This is a genomic window from Paraburkholderia acidiphila (assembly GCF_009789655.1).
In the GTDB taxonomy this organism is placed as follows: Bacteria; Pseudomonadota; Gammaproteobacteria; order Burkholderiales; family Burkholderiaceae; genus Paraburkholderia; species Paraburkholderia acidiphila.
The window spans coordinates 1,480,275-1,498,300 of record NZ_CP046909.1; the positions used below are offsets into that span (position 1 = coordinate 1,480,275).

Sequence of the window (18,026 nt, forward strand, 5' to 3'; positions counted from 1 at the left end):
AGCAAGATGATAGAAGCGATTTTCGGCGGGAGCGCGCCGCTCGCGCTCTGGCAGCAACTGATCCAGCTCTGGGAGCTGATCCTGATGGTTTTGCGCTTCCTCTGGGAGCTGGTGAAGCTCCTGGGCGGCGGCGGTTGAACGACAAAAGGGCAGAACGATGATCGACGATTCCACCCGGCGTTTCACCGACCGGGTCGCAGACTACGTGAAATACCGGCCGACCTATCCGCGCGAAGTGGCCACCTTCGTGCACGTGGAGTGCGGCATTACGCCGGGCGCGCCCGTGGCCGACATCGGCGCGGGTACGGGCCTCTCCACGAAGCTCTTCCTCGACGCGGGCCACCCTGTCACGGCCGTCGAGCCGAACGCGGCCATGCGCGCCGCGGCGGACGAACTGCTAGGCGGCTACAAAGGCTATCGCAGCGTGGCGGGCACGGCGGAGGCGACGACGCTCGAAACCGCGAGCGTGGATCTCGTGAGCGCCGCGCAGGCGTTCCATTGGTTCCACAAGACCGATACGCAGCGCGAGTTCGCGCGCATTCTGAAACCGCGCGGCAAGATCGTGCTGTTCTGGAACAGCCGCCTGCTCGAAGGTTCGGCGTTTCTGGAGGGCTACGAGGCGCTGCTGCAGCGTTTTTGCCCCGACTACGCGCGTGTGGCCGAAAGCTACCCCGACTCGGCGGCAATGGCCGACTGGTTCGGCGAGGGCTTCGAGCATCAAACCGTGTTCCCGAATGCGCAATGGCTCGATTTCGACGGCCTGCGCGGGCGGCTGATGTCGTCGTCGTATGCGCCCAAGGCGGGCGATGAGCGCCACGAGCCGATGCTCGCGGCGCTTCGCGATCTGTTCGAGGCGACGCAAAAGGACGGCGCGGTGAACTTCGCCTACGAGACGCGCGTGTACGCGGGGCATCCGCAGCGCGTCTAACGCTCGAACGCGTAGTCGGCGGTGCGCACGCGGCGCGTGTTGCGGCGGAACACGAACGTGAAGCCTGGCCACAGGGCGGTGTTCTTGCCCGCCTGTGTGAGGTAGTAGCTGCGGCAGCCCGACTGCCACACGGTGCGCGCGAAACGCGCTTGCAAGCGCGCGTTCCAGCTTTGCTGCGCCTCGGCGCGAACTTCCATCGTGCGCGCGCCCGAGCGCTGCAGTGCCCGGATGCAGGCGGCGATATAGGCAATATGCGACTCGATCATGTAGATCATCGAGTTGTGCCCGAGCGCCGTGTTCGGCCCGACCACGAAGAAGAGATTCGGGAAGCCCGCGACGCTCGCGCCGAGGTATGCCTCGGGACCGTCGCGCCGCCACATCTCGCCTAAGTCCTGGCCGGCAACGCCCGTCACCTGGAAAGGCGCGTCCACATCGTTGACCTGAAAGCCTGTGCCGCAGACGATCGCGTCGTAAGGCCGGTGCGTGCCGTCGGCGGTGACGATGCCGTCGGCCACGACCTCGCGGATCGTGTCAGTCACGAGTTCCGCGTTCGGCTGCGCGAGGGCACGGTAGTAGTCGCTCGAGAGCAGCACGCGCTTGCAACCCAGCACATAGTTCGGCGTGAGTTGCGCGCGCAGTTCGGGGTCTTTCACCTTATGCGCGAGATAGCTCAATGCGAACTTCGTCGGCGCCTTGAGCAGGCGCGGCTCCACCGCGAAGCCTAGCGCGCGCGATTCGTGCTGCCAGTAGATCGCGGCCCGCACCATGCGTTGCGCGAAGGGCATGTGCCGGTAAATCCAGCGCCAGCGTTCGCTGATGGCGCGATCGCGCCGCGGCATGATCCACGGCGGCGTGCGCTGAAACACCGTGAGTTGCGCCGCGCGCGGCTGGATATGCGGCACGAACTGGATTGCGCTCGCCCCGGTGCCGATCACCGCGATGCGCTTACCTTCGAGCGCATAGTCGCGGTCCCAGCGCGCCGAGTGAAAGAGCTTGCCTTCGAAGCGCTCGATGCCCGCAATCTGCGGCAGTGCTGGGCGCGAGAGCGGGCCGTTTGCGGCGATCACGATATCGGCTTCGATCGTCTTGATCGCGCGGTCCCGCTCGATCTCCACTTGCCAGAAGCCTTCCGCCTCCACGAAACGCGCCGCGCGCACGTGCGAACGGTATTCGATGAAGCGCTCGACGTCGTACTTGTGCGCGCAATGGCGCAAGTAATCGAGAATCTCGTGCTGCGGTGCGTAGGTGCGCGTCCACGCCGGATTCAGTTCGAACGAAAACGAGTAGAGGTGCGAAGGAATATCGCAGGCGGCGCCCGGATAGGCGTTGTCACGCCAGGTGCCGCCGAGGCTTGCGGCGGCCTCGTAGATCGTGAACGACTCCACGCCCATGCGGCGCAGTCGGATCGCCATGCCGATGCCGGAAAAGCCGCTGCCGATGATGGCAATGCGCAGTGCCGCCCCGTTGCTGCTGCTCATGTGTGCTTCCGCCGTTACGTATGGTGTGCGATGTGTGTGATTCGCGCCGATGCAAAACGGGCTCCCTGAAGGAGCCCGTCGTTTGCGTGAGCGGCGTGCGCCGGGGAGGCCTCAGGCGCTCAGGAGTTGTTCCAGTCGTCCGAGCTGTCGTTGCTGCCCATATCGACACCGCCGCCGCCCGAACCGTCGTCCCAGTCGTTCGATCCCTGGCCGAAGTCGAGGCCGCCGCCATTGCCGTTGCCGTCGCGCTGAACACGGCGGCCTTCGTCGTCGACGAACACGTCGCGCTCGATCACGCGGTCACGGCCATGGTTCAGCGCTTCGCCGAGCAGCACGCCCGTGAGCAGTCCGCCCATGCCGCCCATGCCACCGCCGCCTTGCTGCACGATGACCTGCGGCGGTTGCTGCGGTGGCGCCGGCGGATACTGCGGCTGACGCCCGAACGCGGCGTCGGCTTCACGCGCGTAACTGGAGTTGCTGCCGTAGTCCTGCGCGGCAGGCTGCGCATTCGGATCGGGGCGGCCTTCGGCACGCGCCTTGAGGCTCGCGAACTGGCGTTCGAGGTCCTCGATCTCATACGGCGGCCGCGGATTCGCGCTGTTCGAGAGCGTTTCGACAAGGCTGCGCAACTGCGCCTCGAGTCCTTCGACTTCTTTTTCGAGCGCTTCGTGGCCGGGCGCCGTCGAGAGCTTTACGTCGAGCTTGAGCGAGCGCACGCCGTTGAGCAGTTCGGTGGCGCGCTTGAGCTGGTCGCGGCGGTCGTCGCCGGCCTTGGCGTCTTCGGTGGATTTCGCGCGGCGCAGCGTCCAGCGCAGCACGAGCGCAATGCCGACCAATAGAATCGCGATACCAATCCACATGCCCATACCAGGACCCTGCCTTTGCGGCGCGGGAGCCGCCGCTGCTTGCTGCGTGAATGGGTTGTTCGATCTGCTCGTGGTCACTGCGCCGGCGCGCGTAGCGTCAGCGCGGATTTTTGCTTCGACCTGCGCGAAACGCTGCGGCTGGGTGAAGCGGATTTGCGGATCGAGCGACTTCGCCTGCTGGACCTGGGTGAGCGCGTCGGCGTAACGGCCTTCGCGGTTGAGCACCTGGGCGTAGAGGTAGTGGGCGCGCGCGTTGTCCGGATGCGCCTGCAGGACTTCGGTGAGGCCCGAGTCGGCGCGCTGCCAGTCGCCCTGGGACATCGCGGATTCGATCTGCTGCACGCTCGGCACGGCGAACGCCACGCCGCCCGTGAAGGCGAACGACGCGACAGCGATGCTGGCAGCGGCAAGAAACTTTTTCATGTTGCTGGTCGGGCGGCTTGACGCCCGTCTCCATGGCATTCGATACGGGGATGCGGCGCGTTGCAGCACGGCCCATGCCGCGCCGCATCCAGCACTCCGGCGCGCTTACTGCGCCGGCGTGTTCATCTGCTTCTTGAGCGCCTCGAGGCGCTCGTCTACCGACGGACCCTTGTTGAGCGCCGCGAGCTTGTCGTCGAGCGCCTTGCCGCTCGACTGGTCGGACGAGTTCAGCCGGGCGTCCGAGCGTGCGTTCGAAAGCGCGACCTTTTCCTCCAGCTTCTGGAAGTCGCCATCGAGATTCTTGCCGCCGATACCGCCCAGCGCCGTGGCTGCGACATCCTTCGCCTGGGCGATCTGCTGCTTCGCCTGCAGGATGTTCGAGCGCGCGTTCAGGTCGTTGCGGCGCTGGCGCATATCGTCGATCTGCTGCTTCAGTTGATCGACCGACGGTTCGAGCTTCGCGAGTTCACCCGCGAGCGCGTCGCGTTCGGCTTCGGCGGTTTGCTGCGCGCCGAGCGCTTCGCGTGCGAGCGCTTCGTCGCCCGATTGCAGCGCGCGCTTCGCGCCGTCTTCGTACTTCTTCGCCTTGTCGGCGGCCACGTCGCGCTTGCTTTGCTGCGTCGCGACCTGCGCCTGGATCTCGACGAGCGAGTTCTCCGCGCGGGCGATGCTGTCGTCGAGCTCACGCACGATCTGGCGCGCGTCGCGCGACGGATCCTGTACCGAGTCGGCCGCGTCGTTGAGCAGGCCCTTGACGGTGCGGGAGATGGAGTCGAAAAGCGACATGAATTCCTCCAGTGAAATGAGATCGGCCATGGTGGGCCGAGGTGCGTGCATGCGGGTTGGGCCTCACGCGCCGGCCGGCTGGCGACGGCTGATCCATCCACCAGCTTACGCCGCTTTGCGCCTTGCGCACATGCACCGCGCAAATCGGGGCAAGTGCGGCAATTGCAATAGCGTGAGCGCGTTTTCTTGCATGCGTGTGTTCGTCAGGACGCCGCCTGGCTGCGCGGCTGGGAACCCCGCCGCTGGCCGGGCGCCGTCATCGATCGCGGATATTACACCACGGCCTGTCTTAAAAGGGACTTAAAGGAACAGGCCGCGCGCAGCCCGCCTGCGAGCGCGTGAGCGGCTCTTAAGCACGCACTGCGACACATGTGTATGGACGCATGCGTATGGCGCGCGAATGCGCTCCGCGTCAGGCGAATCTTCCACCTTCGGGCGCGCTGTCGTCGCTGTGGGCTTCGTCGGCTACGTTTCCCGCGTCGCTTGCGTTGCGCCGCGAACGTGCGAAGGGCGCCGAGCTTAGCGGTTGCAGCGGCTCGATGTCGAGCGAATGCGCGGCGGCGGTGTCGAGCGCGGCGCTTTCGGCTGCGGCGGCCGCTTCGGCGCTGAGTCGAGCCACCGCCTGGGCGATTTCGCGCGCGGCATGGCTCACGTCCGCTTCGTCGGTGTGCGCGGCGGGCAGGGGAGCGGTTGGCGCATGAGGCGCATCCGCGTTATGAGGCGTTGGCTCGCGGGTGGCGCCGTCGTGAAGGGATGTCGTTGCGTCGCTCTCTGCGAGTGCATCATCTTGCTGCGCGTCCGGGCTGGCCTCCTTCGCACCGGTGGCCGCCGTCGCGCCCGCGGCTGGTCGGATCGCGCCCGAACGGCCCGCGCGCAGCGGCTTCGCCGCCTTTTGCAGCACCTGGGCGAGTGCATCGGGCTGACGCGGCGCGTTCAGCCGGTCGACAATGCTCGCGGCTTTCACCTGATCGCTCGTCGCGCTGAACGCAATCACGGCGCGTCGCATAAGCTCGCTAATGCTGATGCCAAGCTCGCCGGCAGTAGCGGAGATCGCGCGCTTTTGCGCGGGCGTGACGAAGACGACGATGCGTTCGCTAGGCTTGTTCATGATCGACGGGCCGCTGGGTCGGCTGCGTATGACGTCGGTTTTCCTGGCTGCGCCACAGCTAATTGTAAGAATGAATGCCGACTTGCCTGGGCGCGAACAGGGGCGTGTAGCAGATCTTTCATCATAAGACGAGTGCGCCGATGCGCAATCCGAAGCTGCTCGGATGGGAGGGACCCTGTCAGCAAGAATTGGCTGCCAATTGCGCGAATTCGTTTAATTTGTTGTCGGATAGAAGGCAAAGTAACGTAACTTTTCGCGCATAAAGCCGCAATCGGCGCAAGTGAACGCCGGGCCGGCAAAAAATCGGGCGGGAAGCGTTTCCCAAGAAACTCTTACAAAAAAAGCGCGACCCGGCGCCCGCGATTTCTTTAGAATGCGCTGTTACATTTCGCGAATGGCGCCCGAACGGACGTGTATTCGTGTGTGGCGTGCCGTAGTGCGCGCCGCGCGGCCGGACGGGGGCGTTGCCGGTCGCGCCGCGTCGCCGGGCTTGAGCCGGCGACGTCGTATGCCGCATTGGCGCCATGACGCCGTGGTCGAGATCCATGCGTGCGAGTTGCGCACAGCCGGCGCGCGCGAGACGCGCCCATCATTCCAGTCATGCCTATCATCAAACGACCGCCTTCACCGCAGTACCCGAACGAAGATCGGGAACCCTCCTTCAACAACGGGCGCCAGCCGCCTCGCCGGCCTGAATCGGGCGGCGGCTCAGGCGGCGGCTCCGGTGGCAACGGGCCGCGCGATGGCAGCCCGAAGCGGCGCTCCATCGGCACGACGCTCGCGCTCTGGTTCGTCGGCCTGATCGGCACGCTCTGCGTGGTGGGTGCGCTGCTCGTGGGCTACGCGCTCGTCGTGATGGAGCCGCAGTTGCCATCGCTCGACGCGCTCACCAACTATCAGCCCAAGGTGCCGCTGCGCATCTATACCGCCGACCACGTGCTGATCGGCGAGTTCGGCGACGAGCGTCGTCAGCTCGTGCGCTTCCAGGATATTCCTGACATTCAGAAGAAGGCGGTGCTCGCGATCGAGGACTACCGCTTCTACGAGCACGGCGGCGTGGACTTCGTCGGCATCCTGCGCGCGGGCGTGGCTGACCTTATGCATGGCGGCGCTTCGCAGGGCGCGAGCACGATCACGATGCAGGTTGCGCGAAACTTCTTCCTGTCGAGCGAGAAGACCTACACGCGTAAGGTCTACGAGATGCTGCTCGCCTACAAGATCGAGCGCGCGCTGACGAAGGACCAGATTCTCGAGTTGTACATGAACCAGATTTATCTGGGGCAGCGTGCCTACGGTTTTTCTGCGGCGGCACGCGTGTACTTCGGCAAGGATCTGAAGGACATCACGGTTGCCCAGGCGGCGATGCTCGCGGGTCTGCCGAAGGCGCCCTCGGCGTATAACCCGATCGTCAACCCGCACCGCGCGAAGATTCGCCAGGATTACATCCTCAAGCGCATGCTCGACCTCGGCTACATCACGCAGGCGCAGTACGACGAAGCGATCAAAGAGCCGCTGCAGACGAAGACGGCCGGCACCGAGTACAACGTGCATGCCGAGTACGTCGCGGAAATGGTGCGCCAGATGATGTACGCGCAGTACAAGGACGAGACCTATACGCGCGGCCTCACCGTCACGACGACGATCGATTCGGCCGACCAGGACGCCGCCTACGCGGCCGTGCGCAAGGGCGTGATGGACTACGAGCGCCGCCACGGCTATCGCGGACCGGAAGGCTTCGTGCAACTGCCCGCCGACGGCGACGACCGCGAGCAGGCCATCGAAGACGCCCTGACCGACCACCCGGACAACGGCGACCTCGTTTCGGCAGTCGTGACCGACGCGGGTCCGAAGTCGGTGACGGCGCAACAACTCGACGGCACTTCGGTGACGGTGACGGGCGACGGCCTGCGCTTCGTGGCGGCCGCACTGTCGCCGCGTGCCTCGCAGGCGCTGCACATTCGCCCGGGTTCCATCGTGCGCCTGATGCAGGACGCGAAGGGCAACTGGCAGATCACGCAATTGCCGCAGGTGGAAGGCGCGCTCGTCTCGCTCACGCCGCAGGACGGCGCGATCCGTGCGCTGATCGGCGGCTTCGACTTCAACAAGAACAAGTTCAACCACATCACGCAGGCGTGGCGTCAGCCGGGCTCGAGCTTCAAGCCGTTCATCTATTCGGCTTCGCTCGAAAAGGGCCTTGGACCGGCGACGATCATCAACGACGCGCCGCTGTACTTCCCGCCCAGCACGCCGGGTGGCGACGCGTGGGAGCCGAAGGACGACGACCAGCCCGAAGGCCCGATGTCGATGCGCCTCGCGTTGCAGAAGTCGAAGAACCTCGTGTCGATCCGCATCCTTTCATACATCGGCACGAAGTACGCGCAGGACTACGTGACGCAGCGCTTCGGCTTCGACGCGGACAAGACCCCGCCGTACCTGCCGATGGCGCTCGGCGCGGGACTCGTCACGCCGCTGCAGTCGGCGGGCGCGTACAGCGTGTTCGCGAACGGCGGCTATCGCATCAATCCGTATCTGATCGCCGAAGTCGACGATGCGCACGGCCAGCCGATCCTGCGCGCGCAGCCGCTCGTGGCGGGGCAGAACGCGCCGCAAACGCTTTCGCCGCGCAACGCGTTCGTGATGAACAGCCTGCTGCACTCGGTGGCGACGGCGGGTACGGGCGCGGGCACCAACGTGCTCCATCGCAACGACCTGCAGGGCAAGACCGGTACGACGAACGACGCCAAGGACGGCTGGTTCGCGGGTTATCAGCGCACGCTCGTTGCCGTGGCGTGGATGGGCTACGACCAGCCGAAGAGCCTCGGCAGCCGTGAATTCGGCGCGCAGCTCGCGCTGCCGATCTGGGTGGAGTACATGCAGCGCGCGCTACGCGGCGTGCCGCAGGAAGAGCCGGCGATGCCCGAGGGCCTCACGACGATCAACGATGAACTGTACTTCTCGGACATGACGCCGGGTAACGGGTTCGTCGCGAGCATCGGTCTGGACTCGGCGAATCCGGCGGGGGCTGCGAGCGATGCCAGCGGCGCGACCGGCAGCATGGGCCCGGGCGGGATGACGCCGCCGAGCGTGACCACGACGGAAAAGAAGCAGATCATGGATCTGTTCGAGTCGAACAAACCTTGATTCGGGTTCGTTGAGTTCTGCACGATAAACACGGCGCGTCGGCAACGGCGCGCCGTGTTTTGTTTGGTGAGCAGAATTTCCTTGTGGGCCAAGGAGTTGCTTGAGCTTTCCAGGGCTTTTCCACAGGGCTGTCAACGAAATCTGTGGGTAACTCTCACATCGACTTTTCCACAGTTTTTGTTGAAGCCCCTGTTCATAACCCTGGGATATCGAAGCTAACTGCCTGACGCCAAAGGCTTTGTGGACAGGTGAGCCGTATGAGGCATCGCGCGTCAAAACACATTGTCGTAACGCAGTCCGAAGGTTTGGCTGTGCGAATCGCGCGAATACGTGAGGGCCCAATGCGCGAGCCATGCGCCCGTGAGGGCGCCGAGGGCATCGGCGAACAGATCCTTGTAGGAGAAGCCGTCGGTGCGGCAAGTCCCATCGAGCGTTTCCTTCAGGAGTCCCGGCACCGTGCCAATCAGCGTGCCATACACGACCGGGTGGTCCGTGTCGCGCGTGAGCCAGCCTCCGAGTGCGCCGAACGGCGCGGACACCGCGAAGTGCTCGAGTTTGTCGGTGCCAGTCCAGCTATCGTCGGTCTGGAAGCGGAAGCCGCCGTGCGAGCCCTCGCAGTCAAGGCTTGCGTGTGCGGCGGCACTGGAAATAATTAATAGTACGAAGCAAATGCCGCGCCTCACTAGATGTCCCATAGTCGTGATCTCTCAGGTTGTCGTGCGTCGCGCTTTTCTCACGGACCAGACCGATCGAATAAAGCGGGCCCCTCTCCAGTGTTGGACTTCTAAATATGTAGGAATGCAAATGATTATGTGGAGATGAAGTCAGAAAGACCTGACTCGCGTTAAGGCGCAGTGTAACAGCTCTGTCTCGAAAATAAGGGTCAGAAATTTCTGACGGAGCAACGCTGGAAACGGGGGAGAGGGCTACACAATGTCCTGATTCTGCGGTGGACAGAGCGCCGCTTCGATGGCGTCTTCGAGCCGGTCGTTACCCCAGAACATCGCTTCGCCGACAAAAAAAGTTGGCGCGCCAAAGATGCCGAGGCCGCGGGCCGTCTGGGTCCGCTCGCGCAGCCGCGCCCGGTTCGCATCGCTGCCGGCTTCTTCGATGAGTCGCTGTGCCGGCAGTCCAAGCGCAGTGAGCATGTGTGCGACCGCTTCGGGCGAATCGACCTCACGGTCGTCGCCGTAGTTGCGCGTCATGACGGTGCGGCACCAGTCGGGCAGCCACGGTTCGTCGTCGGCGAGCACGGCGATGCGCGTGGCGAGCACGGTGCGGCGGGGAAACTCGGTGGGCTGTTGCCACGGCAACGCGTATTTGCGGCACTGCCGTGGCATGTCCTGCCACACATAGGCGCCCTTTTCCTTCTGCACGACGAAGGGAGGGCCTTCCCAGCCGAGCGCGTCGAGGATGGGGCCGAGCAGGAAGGGGCGCCAGCGCACCGCGACGCCGGCCCGCGCAGCAAGCGCCTCGATGCGCATCACGCTCAAATAGCTGTAGTTGCTGGCGAGATCGAACCAGAAGTCGAGCGAAGGGCTGGGCATGATGTCGTCTCCGAGATGCGGCTGCACCGTCTCAAACGGCGCACTGCCGATCATGTTATCGCGAGACGCACGGAAAAACGCGGGTGTTACTTGTCCTGCGTCGCAGCGCCGGCGTCCGATGCAGGCGCTGCCACGGCGGTGTTCGCGGCGTGTCCGCTTCCAAGCGTCGCCGGGTTGACCGGCGGGTTGCCCATCGCCTGGAAGAGCGCGGCCGTATCGGCAAGCCGAGTGCCGCGATAGCGAATTTCGTCGAGCCGGGTATTACGCCATTGCTGCTCGCTTTGGCGCACCGCGTACCACGGCACGGCGCCCAGCTTGTAGCGCGCATTGGTGTCCTCATAGACGCCCTGGGCGGTGCGCGCCGAGGTACTCGCCGCGTCGAGGGCCTGGGCGTCGTGCTCGAGCGCGGCGAGACGATCGGCGACATCCTGGAACGCCGTGAGCACCGTTTGCTTGTACGTGTCGTTGGCCGCCTCGTACGACTGCAGCGCCGCGCGCCGCTGCGCGAGCAACGCGCCGCCATGAAAGATCGGCTGCGAAAGCGACGCGCCGATTGCCCACAGCGCGCCCGCACCCGACGTGACGACGGGCCAGCTGAAGCCGCCCTGGCCCAGCGCCGCCGAAAGTGTGATGCTCGGGTACATCTGCGCGGTCGCAGCGCCGACACCGGCTGCGGCCGCTTTGAGCGTGGCTTCGGCGGCTTCGATATCGGGACGGGTTCTCAGGAGTTCTGAAGGTATGACGACGGGCACCTGCGCGGGCACGGTCAGGCTGGAGAGGTCGAGATCCGGCGGGGCCTGGTCGGGCGTCCGTCCGATCAGCACGGCCAGCGCATGGCGCTGCGCGACCCATTGCTGGCGCAGCCCCGGCAGACTTGCCGAGAGCGACGCCGCGCTCTGCTGCGCGCTCAGAGAATCGGTGCGCGAAGCGGAGCCGAGCGCGTAGCGTTGTTGCACGTCGTCGGCTTGCGCATTCGCGAGCGCGATCAGTTGCTCTGTCGTGTCGATCTGCGCGTGCAGCGTCGCTGCGCCGAGTGCGCTCGCCACGATGTTCGCCGCAAGCGCGCGCTGCGCGGCCTCGAACTGGAAGGCCTGCACGTTCACGCGCGAGGCGAGCGCCGCGTTGTTCAGGCGGGTCGCGCCGAACACGTCGAAGGTATAGCGAACGTCGATCAAGCCCGCGAAAATCCCGTACTGCAACTGATCGATGCCGAACTGCGGGATCGCGGGCTGCTGCTGGCGTTGCGCGATACCGATCGCATCGACTGTCGGCAGAAGCGAGCTGCCGATCTGGCCGCGCAACTGCTCGCGCGCGGCTTGCAGGTTGTGATCGGCGGCGGCAAGGTTCGGGCTGTTGGCGAGCCCCTCGTTCACGAGTGCATCGAGCGCGTCGGAGCCATAGAGCGTCCACCATTGCGGCACCGGCTCAGCACCTGTTACGAACTGCTGAGCGACGCCTTGGGCCGCCACGGTCTGCGCAGGTTGCGCCTCGCTGCCGTAGTGCTCGGGCTGCGGCATGGCGGGTGGCTCGCCGGTCGGGCCCATCGCACAACCGGCCAGCGCGAGCGCGGCGCATGCGGCGGCCATCGAGCGCAGCGCGAGTGGAGAACGTATGGCGTGCGAGCGTACCGTGTTGCACACGCCCGACGCCGAAGTCAAAGGAGCCATCTTCATGATGCCTGTTCCGGCGTCTTGCCGGTCTCGTCAGTCTCGCTGCTGCGCACGCGGAACGCGGCCGCGTAGGCGGCGGGCAGGAAGAACAGCGTAAGCACGGTCGCAATCGTGATGCCGCCCATCAGCGCCGTGGCCATCGGCCCGAAGAAGTTCGAGCGCAGCAGCGGAATCAGCGCGAGCACGGCGGCCGCGGCGGTCAGCATGATCGGCCGGAAGCGGCGCACCGTCGCGCCTACCACGGCGTCGAAGCGTTTGTGCCCCGCGCGAATGTCCGTCTCGATCTGATCCACGAGGATCACCGAGTTGCGCATGATGATCCCGAACATCGCGATCACGCCGAGCATGGCCACGAAGCCGAACGGCTGCCGGAACACGAGCAGGGCGATCACCACGCCGATCAGCCCGAGCGGCGCGGTCAGCACGACCATCAGCACGCGCGTGAGGCTTTGCAGCTGGATCATGAGCAGCGTGAGCACGGCAATGGCGAGCACCGGCAACTGCGCGAAGATGGACGCCTGGCCCTTCGCGCTTTCCTCGACGGAGCCGCCCACCTCGATGTGGTAGCCGGGCGGCAGCGCTGCTTTGACCGACTCCAGCTTCCGGTCGAGCGCATGCGTGACGTCGATGCCTTGTGCGCCAGCGCGCACATCGGACTGCACGGTAATGGTGGGCTGCCGGTCGCGCGACCAGATCACGCCGTACTCCAGATCGTTGGCGAGATGCCCGAGCGCGCCGAGCGGCACCGGGCCGTTGGGCGTGGGCATCGCGAGCGTGAGCAGGCGCGCGGGATCGACGCGTTCGGCGGCGGGCGAACGCAGATCGACGCTGATGAGCTTGTCGCGCTCGCGATACTGCGTGACGGTATAGCCCGAATAGGTCATCTGCAGGAAATTGGCGATGTCCTGCGACGACACATTGAGCGCGCGCGCCTTTTGCTGGTCGATCTGGAAGTGCAGCGAGCGTCCCGCGGGCTCGTCCCAGTCGAAGTTGACGTTGTCGGTGCGCGAGTCGGCGCGCAGCGTCGCCGCCACCTTGTTGGCGATGTCGCGCACCGTCGGGATATCGTCGCCGCTTACGCGGAACTGCACGGGGTAACCGACGGGCGGCCCGTTTTCGAGGCGCGAGAGACGGGTACGGATGGCCGGGAAGTTGTCGCGCAGCATCGGTTCGAGCCAGCTTGCGAGTTTCTCGCGGTCTTCGACCGACTTCGTCGTGATCACGAACTGCGCGAAATTGGGCTGCTGCAACTGCTGATCGAGCGGCAGATAGAACCGCGGCGCACCGGTGCCGACGAAGTCGATGAAATGGTCGATCTCGGGGCGGCCCTTGAGCGCCGCTTCGAGGCGCTTCGTCTGGCGCAGCGTCGCATCGATCGAGGCGCTTTCGGGCAGGCGCACGTCCACGAGCAGTTCGGGCCGGTCGGAACTCGGGAAGAACTGCTGCGGCACGAGCCTGAAGCACGCGAGCGCGGCCACGAAAAGCGCGATGGTCAGGATGAGGACGATGGCATGGCGTTCGATGCACCAGCCGATCCAGCCGCGCAGGCGCCGATAGAAACGTGTGTCATAAATCTCGTGCTCGTGATTCTCGCCATGGGCGGCATGGGCGGCATGGGCGGCGTTCGGATCGGGCTTGCGCTCCGGCAACAGCCGGTAGCCCAGCAGCGGGATCAGCACCACGGCCGCGAACCATGAGGCGATCAACGCGATCGCGGAGACCTGGAAGATCGAGCGCGTGTACTCGCCGGTGCTCGACCTCGCGAGCACGATGGGCAGAAAGCCCGAAACCGTGACGAGCGTGCCGGTGAGCATCGGGAACGCGGTGCTGGTGTACGCGAACGCAGCGGCGCGCGTACGGTTCCAGCCCTGCGCGAGCTTCACGGCCATCATCTCGACGGAAATGATCGCGTCGTCCACGAGCAGGCCGAGCGCGAGCACGAGCGTGCCGAGCGAGACCTTGTGCAGGCCGATGCCGAAGAGGTACATCGTGAGCGAGGTGACGGCAAGCACGATCGGAATGGTGATGACGACCACCATGCCGGTGCGCACGCCGAGCGAGACGAGGCTCACGAGCAGCACGATGCCCACGGCCTCGGCCACGGCTTCGACGAAGTCGTCCACCGAGCGCGAGACGGCGTCGGGCATGCTCGATACTTCGACGAGCTTCAGACCTGCAGGAAGTTGCGCGCGCAACTGCTCGACGCGCGCATCGAGCGCCTTGCCGAGGCGAATGACGTCACCGCCTGGCTGCATCGTGATGCCGATGCCGAGCACCGCCTGGTTCTGGAAGCGCATCTGCGTGGCGAGCGGCTCGTCGTAGCCGCGCCGGATCGTCGCGATGTCACCCAGGCGAAACGTGCGGTTGTTCACACGGATCAGCGTATCGGCGATCGCGCCCAGGTCCTCGTACTGGCCGCTTGGGCGCACGAACACACGGTCGTCGGCGGTCGTGAGCGTGCCCGCTGCCGAGACGCTGTTCTGCGCGCCGATCACCTGGCCCAGTTGCGTGGGCGAGATGCCGAGGCGCGTCAATTGCGTGTTCGGAATCTCGATGTAGATGCGCTGCTGGGGATCGCCAAAATAATCGACCTTGCCGACATCGGGCACGCGCAGCAGTTGCTCGCGCAATTTGTCCGCGTAGTTATGCAGTTGCGCGGGCGAAAAACCGTCGCCTTCCAGCGCGTAGATGTTGGTGTAGACGTCGCCGAACTCGTCGTTGAAGAACGGCCCTTGCACGCCCTGGGGCAGCGTGTAGGCGATGTCGCCCACCTTCTTGCGCACCTGGTACCAGGTTTCGCGCACCTCGCTCACGGGCGCGGAGTCCTTCATCGTGAAGAACACGAGCGATTCGCCGGGCCGCGAATAGCTGCGCAGGAAGTCGATATAAGGCGTTTCCTGCAGCTTGCGGCCGATGCGCGTCGTCACCTGGTCCTCGACCTGGCGCGCGGTCGCTCCGGGCCAGAAGGTCTGGATCACCATCACGCGGAACGTAAACGGTGGGTCTTCCGACTGTGCGAGCCGCGTATAGGCGAGTGCGCCGAAGATCGTTGCCAGCGCAACGAGAAAGGTCACGAGCGCCCGATGCCGAAGCGCCCACGCCGAAAGATTGAAGCGGCCCTCTTCGTGATCGGCGCCTGGACCCGCGCCTGGCATCTGGCTCATGACGCGAAGTCCTCGGGATGCAGCGGCGCCACCGGGCGCACCTGCTCGCCTGCGTGGACCGTGTGCACGCCTTGCAGCACGATGCGCTCGCCGTCCTGCAGTCCGCCCGCCACGGTGATGGTGCGCGCGTCGTAACGCGTGACGCTCACACGCCGCAACTGCAGCACGTTGTCGGGCGCATGGACGACCCAGATGGCGGGCGCCTCGCCGTCGTGGAAGAGCGCGGTGGCGGGGATCGTGAACACCGCGCTCGCACTGGTCTCGCCCGGCGCCGCGAACGCCACGTTGGCCGTCATGCCGAGACGCACGTCGGCGTCGGCATGTTCGAGCGTGAGCTTCGCGCGCCAGGTACGGCTTTGCGGGTCCGCCGCGGCGGCGAGTTCGCGCAGCCGCGCCGTGTATTGGCGCCCGGGCAGGGCGCCGAGCGTGACTTGAGCAGCGTCGCCGGTGTGCAGCGTGGCGACGGCGCGCTCGGGCAGGTCGCACACCACGTCGGTATCGCCCGTCCACGCCAGCTGGTAGACGGCCTGGCCGGCCTGCACGTTCTGGCCGGTATCGGCGTTTTCGGCGGTGATGACGCCGGCGTGGTCCGCGACGATCTGCGTGTAGCGCAGCTGGTTCTTTGCCAATGCAAGCTGCTGCTGCGCCTGGTCACGCTGGGCCGCTGCCGATGCGTAGGCATCCTGCGTTTGTTCGAGTTGTGCCCGCGCGATGAGATTGGCCGCCGACTGGGCCGTGTCGCGATCGAGCTGCTGCTTCGCGAAGACAAGGCGATGCTGCGCGGCGTCCAACTGGGCCTGCGCGCTCGCCGCGTTCTTCTCGAAGTCGGCCGGATCGAGCCGAGCAAGCGTCTGACCGGGTTTGACGCTGTCGCCGAGACGCACGCTGCGCTCGATGATCTTGCCGTTCACACGAAACGAGAGCGGCGTGGCGTTGCGCGCCTCGATCTCGCCGGGGTAGACGGGACTCACGCTGGCGCCGTCGGGGTGCACAGTCATCGAGACGACCGGACGCGGCGGCGGCGGCGCTTCCTTTTGCTGGCCACATGCGGCGAGCGCGGCAACGCCGAGCACGAGAAGCACGCTCGCGCCATGCCGCCACGACGCACTGAATTTACCGGTACCACTGCGCATCCTGCTCGACGCGCCAAGACCGCAACGATTCACTTGGACCTCGCTTGGACCACGACATGCCTTGTGCGCACGCAGACCGCTAAACCGCCTGGCCAGTTGCGTCGCCGTTGAGTCGCGAGCGTGGCGCGGCGCGCGCACCGACCCGGACCTGGGATGATGAGCTGGATTCTAATACAACCTTGTATCCGAGTGCGAAACTGAATCCGAGGAATGTTTCAGTGCTAGACTCGCGTCAATTCACGACACATAACGACGCCCCCGCCATGAAGCGCATTCGACTCACCCGCGAGCAAAGCCGCGATCAAACGCGCGAGCGCCTGCTCGACGCCGCGCAGGCCATGTTCATGAAAAAAGGGTTCGTAGGTGCGAGCGTCGAGGACATCGCGCACGCGGCGGGGTACACGCGCGGCGCGTTCTATTCGAACTTTTCGGGCAAGTCGGACCTGCTCGTGGAATTGCTGCGGCGCGATCACGAGGCCATGCAGACCGATTTGCGCGCCATCTTCGAGACGGAGCTCTCGCGCGAGGAGATGGAGGCGCGCGTGCTCGCCTATTACAGCCGCATGCCGCAGGACAACAAGGTCTTTCTGCTGTGGGTGGAAGCCAAGTTGCTGGCCGCGCGCGACGCGCGCTTTCGCACGCGCTTTAACGCCTTCATGAAGGAAAAGCGCGAAAGTCTGGCCGCGTATATCGAGGAATTTGCGGCGCGCGTGGGCACGCCGGTGCCGCTCGATCCGGAACTGCTCGCGGTTGGGCTCATAGGGCTGTGCGACGGGGTGCAGTTTCTCGCCACGGCCGATCCGCAGCATGTCACGCCGCCGGTCGTCGAAACCGTGTTGGGGACGTTTTTCGCGCGAGTCGTCTTCGGCCGCGACGCTTGAGCCCAGCGAGCACGAAGCCCACGATGCGCGCGGTTCAGGCGCCGAGGCCAGGGCCGTAGTTGCTGCCGATCAGCCGCGTAACGGACGCGACATCCTGATAATCCTGCTCGGGCATGCCGTTGAGGATCGCCAGCACCTCGTTGCTGGCGCCGGCCTCGCGCGCGGCGTCCACGAGTTCGTCCTTGTTGGCGGGCCAGCGCACTTCGCGCAGTACGTCGGTGAATTGCAGGTCGATGGGTTCGTCGGGAATGCGAGAGGCAGGCATGCGTGGCGTCCTTTGTGCGGGCGGCCGGCGTTGGCGGACCGCGTCGTCTCGTTCGTTGTGCGGCATGTGTTCAGATTGTGTCCGCGCGTTCCATGCGTCGCAGCGCGCAGCGCTAACGCCGCGCATCAAGCATACACAATCCGCCTCGCACGCCTTCGCAGCGTGCGCGGGCGCTGTTTATTCGCCGCACGTTTGCAACCGGGCGCCGGTCAGCTCAGGTCTGTTCGTGCAGGTCCGGGCTTAGCGTCTTGTCGAGGCGATGCGACTTGGGCAGCGTGAGGTACTCCCAGTGTTGCGGGCCGTTCGCGGTCACGGGCACGTTCGGGGCGGGGGGCGCCACGGGGGCGTCGTAGGCGTGGGACTGTCCACTTGCGAGCGGGATGTGCGCGCTGGCCAAGGCGACCGGTGAGTCCTGCGCGGTGCGTACCGGAGCGGCGAAGCACGACGCCGACAACAGCACGGTGGTCATCAGTGTCGAGGTTTTCATCGCTCGACCTCCTTTCCAATGCGGCCCATAGGTCGCAGCAAGCGCCGTACCGCGTCCGCCAGGCATGGTGGCGGGGCAGGCAGCCGCGCCAGCCGGGGCGGCCAGGCGCGCCGCTACGCGAAGGCGCAGCGAGTCGTCTGGACGGCTCA

At 65.7% G+C, this 18,026-nt stretch carries 15 protein-coding genes; 4 read left to right on the forward strand and 11 right to left on the reverse strand.

All coding sequences use genetic code 11. The features are described 5' to 3' along the window. Positions 1-6 precede the first annotated feature (6 nt). Together FAZ97_RS35590 and FAZ97_RS06620 are read left to right on the forward strand one after the other, a co-directional pair. Complete coding sequence (locus FAZ97_RS35590) at positions 7-138, forward strand: hypothetical protein (protein WP_267904745.1); 132 nt, start codon at positions 7-9, stop codon at positions 136-138. Between the two features lie 19 nt (positions 139-157). Further along, positions 158-928, forward strand: a complete 771-nt coding sequence (locus FAZ97_RS06620) for a class I SAM-dependent methyltransferase (protein ID WP_158757723.1) — start codon at positions 158-160, stop codon at positions 926-928. Here the strand turns inward: FAZ97_RS06620 and FAZ97_RS06625 are convergent. The 4 genes from FAZ97_RS06625 to FAZ97_RS06640 all read right to left on the reverse strand — a co-directional run bounded on the left by FAZ97_RS06625 (position 925) and on the right by FAZ97_RS06640 (position 5,589). Next, positions 925-2,406, reverse strand: coding sequence for a flavin-containing monooxygenase (locus tag FAZ97_RS06625; protein ID WP_158757724.1), 1,482 nt, complete (start codon positions 2,404-2,406; stop codon positions 925-927). The two genes, FAZ97_RS06620 and FAZ97_RS06625, sit on opposite strands and share 4 nt — an antisense overlap. Positions 2,407-2,525: 119 nt before the next feature. Continuing rightward, positions 2,526-3,695, reverse strand: a complete 1,170-nt coding sequence (locus tag FAZ97_RS06630) for a tetratricopeptide repeat protein (protein ID WP_158757725.1) — start codon at positions 3,693-3,695, stop codon at positions 2,526-2,528. A gap of 105 nt (positions 3,696-3,800) precedes the next feature. Next, on the reverse strand, positions 3,801-4,481 hold the full coding sequence (locus tag FAZ97_RS06635) for a PspA/IM30 family protein (protein WP_042265728.1): 681 nt from the start codon (positions 4,479-4,481) through the stop codon (positions 3,801-3,803). 412 nt (positions 4,482-4,893) lie between these two features. Beyond that, entirely contained in the window at positions 4,894-5,589 is a 696-nt protein-coding gene (locus FAZ97_RS06640; protein WP_158757726.1) for a hypothetical protein, read from the reverse strand. Between the two features lie 600 nt (positions 5,590-6,189). Between FAZ97_RS06640 and FAZ97_RS06645 the strand changes: the two genes are divergently transcribed. Further along, entirely contained in the window at positions 6,190-8,730 is a 2,541-nt protein-coding gene (locus FAZ97_RS06645) for a penicillin-binding protein 1A (RefSeq protein ID WP_158757727.1), read from the forward strand. A 272-nt stretch (positions 8,731-9,002) separates the two neighbouring features. On the opposite strand, the gene FAZ97_RS06650 is transcribed toward FAZ97_RS06645, so the two are convergent. The 5 genes from FAZ97_RS06650 to FAZ97_RS06670 all read right to left on the reverse strand — a co-directional run bounded on the left by FAZ97_RS06650 (position 9,003) and on the right by FAZ97_RS06670 (position 16,244). Then, on the reverse strand, positions 9,003-9,425 hold the full coding sequence (locus FAZ97_RS06650; protein ID WP_158757728.1) for a hypothetical protein: 423 nt from the start codon (positions 9,423-9,425) through the stop codon (positions 9,003-9,005). 231 nt (positions 9,426-9,656) lie between these two features. After that, positions 9,657-10,277: a 2-hydroxychromene-2-carboxylate isomerase gene (locus FAZ97_RS06655; protein WP_158757729.1), complete on the reverse strand. Its 621-nt coding sequence runs from the start codon at positions 10,275-10,277 to the stop codon at positions 9,657-9,659. Between the two features lie 86 nt (positions 10,278-10,363). Continuing rightward, a complete protein-coding gene (locus FAZ97_RS06660; protein WP_233271666.1) occupies positions 10,364-11,863 on the reverse strand; it encodes an efflux transporter outer membrane subunit in 1,500 nt (499 codons plus the stop codon). Positions 11,864-11,946: 83 nt separating this feature from the next. After that, positions 11,947-15,102 carry an efflux RND transporter permease subunit gene (locus FAZ97_RS06665; RefSeq protein ID WP_158759079.1) on the reverse strand — a complete coding sequence of 1,052 codons (3,156 nt, stop codon included), beginning with the start codon at positions 15,100-15,102 and terminating at the stop codon, positions 11,947-11,949. 5 nt (positions 15,103-15,107) lie between these two features. Next, positions 15,108-16,244 (reverse strand): efflux RND transporter periplasmic adaptor subunit, encoded by a 1,137-nt coding sequence (locus FAZ97_RS06670; protein WP_158757730.1) that lies wholly within the window; start codon positions 16,242-16,244, stop codon positions 15,108-15,110. A 263-nt stretch (positions 16,245-16,507) separates the two neighbouring features. Here FAZ97_RS06670 and FAZ97_RS06675 point away from each other — a divergent pair, with 263 nt between their 5' ends. Continuing rightward, complete coding sequence (locus tag FAZ97_RS06675) at positions 16,508-17,125, forward strand: TetR/AcrR family transcriptional regulator (protein ID WP_158757731.1); 618 nt, start codon at positions 16,508-16,510, stop codon at positions 17,123-17,125. A gap of 34 nt (positions 17,126-17,159) precedes the next feature. On the opposite strand, the gene FAZ97_RS06680 is transcribed toward FAZ97_RS06675, so the two are convergent. Continuing rightward, entirely contained in the window at positions 17,160-17,390 is a 231-nt protein-coding gene (locus FAZ97_RS06680) for a DUF2795 domain-containing protein (protein WP_158757732.1), read from the reverse strand. Between the two features lie 214 nt (positions 17,391-17,604). Next, positions 17,605-17,877 (reverse strand): hypothetical protein, encoded by a 273-nt coding sequence (locus FAZ97_RS06685; RefSeq protein WP_158757733.1) that lies wholly within the window; start codon positions 17,875-17,877, stop codon positions 17,605-17,607. Positions 17,878-18,026 lie beyond the last annotated feature (149 nt).

Coding starts and splice junctions, on each gene's coding strand:
- FAZ97_RS35590 (WP_267904745.1), top strand. CDS start 7: ATGATAGAAGCGATTTTCGGCGGGAGCGCGCCGCTCGCGCTCTGGCAG.
- FAZ97_RS06620 (WP_158757723.1), top strand. CDS start 158: ATGATCGACGATTCCACCCGGCGTTTCACCGACCGGGTCGCAGACTAC.
- FAZ97_RS06625 (WP_158757724.1), bottom strand. CDS start 2,406: ATGAGCAGCAGCAACGGGGCGGCACTGCGCATTGCCATCATCGGCAGC.
- FAZ97_RS06630 (WP_158757725.1), bottom strand. CDS start 3,695: ATGAAAAAGTTTCTTGCCGCTGCCAGCATCGCTGTCGCGTCGTTCGCC.
- FAZ97_RS06635 (WP_042265728.1), bottom strand. CDS start 4,481: ATGTCGCTTTTCGACTCCATCTCCCGCACCGTCAAGGGCCTGCTCAAC.
- FAZ97_RS06640 (WP_158757726.1), bottom strand. CDS start 5,589: ATGAACAAGCCTAGCGAACGCATCGTCGTCTTCGTCACGCCCGCGCAA.
- FAZ97_RS06645 (WP_158757727.1), top strand. CDS start 6,190: ATGCCTATCATCAAACGACCGCCTTCACCGCAGTACCCGAACGAAGAT.
- FAZ97_RS06650 (WP_158757728.1), bottom strand. CDS start 9,425: ATGGGACATCTAGTGAGGCGCGGCATTTGCTTCGTACTATTAATTATT.
- FAZ97_RS06655 (WP_158757729.1), bottom strand. CDS start 10,277: ATGCCCAGCCCTTCGCTCGACTTCTGGTTCGATCTCGCCAGCAACTAC.
- FAZ97_RS06660 (WP_233271666.1), bottom strand. CDS start 11,863: ATGGCCGCCGCATGCGCCGCGCTCGCGCTGGCCGGTTGTGCGATGGGC.
- FAZ97_RS06665 (WP_158759079.1), bottom strand. CDS start 15,102: ATGCCAGGCGCGGGTCCAGGCGCCGATCACGAAGAGGGCCGCTTCAAT.
- FAZ97_RS06670 (WP_158757730.1), bottom strand. CDS start 16,244: ATGCGCAGTGGTACCGGTAAATTCAGTGCGTCGTGGCGGCATGGCGCG.
- FAZ97_RS06675 (WP_158757731.1), top strand. CDS start 16,508: ATGAAGCGCATTCGACTCACCCGCGAGCAAAGCCGCGATCAAACGCGC.
- FAZ97_RS06680 (WP_158757732.1), bottom strand. CDS start 17,390: ATGCCTGCCTCTCGCATTCCCGACGAACCCATCGACCTGCAATTCACC.
- FAZ97_RS06685 (WP_158757733.1), bottom strand. CDS start 17,877: ATGAAAACCTCGACACTGATGACCACCGTGCTGTTGTCGGCGTCGTGC.